The following is an 861-nucleotide window of genomic DNA, read 5'->3' as shown; positions in this document are numbered from 1 at the left end:
CCGCGTCGGCACCGTCAGCACGCTGTACATCACCGTGCTGCAGATCGGCACGATGATGCCCGCCCTGCTCGCCGTGCCGCTGGCCGAAAGCGCCGGCTGGCGCGTCTCGCTCGGCATCTGGTCGATCCTTGCCCTGGCTGCCGCGCTGCCGTGGATGATGCTGGCCCGCCGCCGCCCGCATCCGGACCCGCTGGACTCCGCCGCCGATCCGGCTGCGCAGCCGCACGGCAAGGTCTGGCGCACGCCGCTGGGCTGGGGCATGACGTTGATGTTCGGCATGACCTCGCTGATGACCTACTCGATGTTCACCTGGTTGCCGCGCATCGTGGTGGAAGCCGGTGCCACGCCGGGGTTCGGCGGGATCATGGTCGCCATCTTCGCCGCGTGCGGCCTGCTGCCGTCGCTGACCATGCCCGCGCTGGCAGTGCGCCTGCGCAATCCCTTCCCGCTGGTGCTGATCGGTTTTTCCGCGTTCCTGATCGCGTTCGCCGGGCTGCTGTTCGCGCCGATGAAGGCACCGTGGCTGTGGGCGATCCTGCTGGGCATCGGGCCGTCCACGTTCCCGCTCGCACTGACGCTGATCAACCTGCGTACCCGCACCCCGGCCGGCTCGGCGGCGTTGTCCGGGTTCATGCAGGGCGTCGGTTACGCCTTCAGCTGCCTGGGACCGTTCCTGTTCGGCTGGCTCCATGAAATCAGCGGCGCGTGGTATCTGCCGTTCGGGTTCCTGGTGGTCTGCGCCGTGATCCTGCTGACCGCCTCGTGGGTGGCGTGCAAGCCGCAGAAGCTGGAAGACCMGTGGTGATCTGASCACCGGTAGTGCCGGCCGCTGGCCGGCTGCKCTTTGGGTCGGCTACGGCC

General features: G+C 69.0%; 1 protein-coding gene. It reads left to right on the top strand.

Features of this window, described 5'->3' with window-relative positions; genetic code table 11:
* Positions 1-805: MFS transporter (locus AC1DQP_RS21070; RefSeq protein ID WP_478052503.1), on the top strand; the 805-nt coding region annotated here is incomplete at its 5' end.
* Between the last annotated feature and the right edge of the window lie 56 nt (positions 806-861).

This window comes from Stenotrophomonas sp. P5_A8 (genome assembly GCF_056400545.1).
The sequence above is the reverse complement of the archived record's forward strand: the minus strand, read 5'-3'. Positions and strand labels throughout refer to the sequence as shown.